The 1,272-nt window shown below is 73.0% G+C and carries 2 protein-coding genes and 1 pseudogene; 1 reads left to right on the top strand and 2 read right to left on the bottom strand.

Annotation, left to right across the window (positions count from 1 at the left end; translation table 11 throughout):
• Both AB0C76_RS41400 and AB0C76_RS41395 read right to left on the bottom strand, forming a co-directional pair.
• The coding region (locus AB0C76_RS41400; RefSeq protein ID WP_359975971.1) for a hypothetical protein at positions 1 to 289 on the bottom strand (289 nt) is incomplete at its 3' end.
• Entirely contained in the window at positions 282 to 794 is a 513-nt protein-coding gene (locus AB0C76_RS41395; RefSeq protein ID WP_359975968.1) for a SigE family RNA polymerase sigma factor, read from the bottom strand. The genes AB0C76_RS41395 and AB0C76_RS41400, both read right to left, overlap by 8 nt.
• A gap of 252 nt (positions 795 to 1,046) precedes the next feature.
• On the opposite strand from AB0C76_RS41395, the pseudogene AB0C76_RS41390 reads away from it, so the two are divergent.
• Positions 1,047 to 1,272: pseudogene (locus tag AB0C76_RS41390) on the top strand (hypothetical protein); the annotation flags it as partial.

Genomic DNA, 1,272 nt, shown 5'->3' with positions numbered 1-1,272 from the left:
GGTGGGGGGAAGCCGACACGGACGGGGTGTCCGTGGTGGCCGCTCCTTGTTGTGGTTCCGGTGAGTTCAGCACGGATCCTTGCTGTGGTCCCGGTGAGTGCAGCGCGAACGGGAGGGCCAGGCACAGGGCTGCTGCGGTGCAGGCCGCGGTCGACCCCAGGACGTGCCGACGGTGGCGGCGCTGGTCGGCGCGTCGGCGGATCTCCGCAGCGGGCAGGGTCGGTGCGGGCATCTGCGTGCCGAGCAGCCGCAGCCGGTCGCCGAGGGTGTCGTGGATGGGGTCAGACACGGAGTTCTCTTTCGTCGCTGCTCGGGATCTGGTCGGCGAGTCTGGCCGCGAGCGCGGCCCGGCCGCGGGCGAGGCGGCTCTTGACGGTGCTGACGCTGGCGCCGGTCTCGACCGCGACCTGCTGGACGGAGAGGTCGCACATGTGGTGCAGGACCAGGGCGCTTCGCTGGGACTCGGGCAGGTCGCGGAGCGCGGTGACCAGCATCAGGTGCTCCTCCGTGGGCGGCTCGACGGTGGGTGGTTCTCGGCGCTGGTGACGTCCGGCCAAGTGCAGGCCCCGGGCCAGACGCCGCCAGTGGGAGACGGCCAGCCGCCGGGCCGTGGTCCGGATCCATGCCTCCGGGGCGTTGTCCGGGTCGAAGGTGCGCCGTCGGTCCCACGCGCGGATGAAGGCCTCCTGGACCACGTCCTGTGCTTCGGACCAGTTGCCGGTCATCGCGTAGAGCTGCCCGGTCAGGCGGGAGAAGGACGCCGCGTAGAACGCGTCGAACTCCTGTGGCGTCATCAAGGGCCTCTCTTCTGGGGCTGTCCGTCAGCTCGCGGCACGGGCGGCTCGCGAGGAAGCACTCCTCGGCCACGGCGGTGGAGCCGTGCGTCCTGGGCGGAGCCTCCCGCCCTGTACGCACGAGCACCGTCCCGGGGTTGCACCCACGGCCTATGACCTGGATCACGTGTGCGGGGTGCGACCTGCCGGGCGCCGGGCGGCGTACAGGGGCGCGGGCATCAACCGGACGCCCGCAGGAAAGGACACGGATTCATGCGCATCCGCCCGACCATGCTCATCGCCGCCACCGCCGCAGTCATCGCGACCGCGGGGGGAGCGGCCACCGCCGCGACCAGCACCTCCACGCCCGCCCTCACGGCCCACGGCAAGCCCTCCGGTGCGCCCACCGCCACCCCCACCGCCACGGCCGACGGCGCCGGCTCGGCCGGTGCCCCGGTGGTCTCCGGCAACGGCTCGTCCGCTACCCGCGTGCCTGTCA

Source organism: Kitasatospora sp. NPDC048722 (assembly GCF_040650235.1).
Lineage (GTDB): Bacteria > Actinomycetota > Actinomycetes > Streptomycetales > Streptomycetaceae > Kitasatospora.
This window is presented reverse-complemented; position numbering and strand designations above follow the sequence as displayed.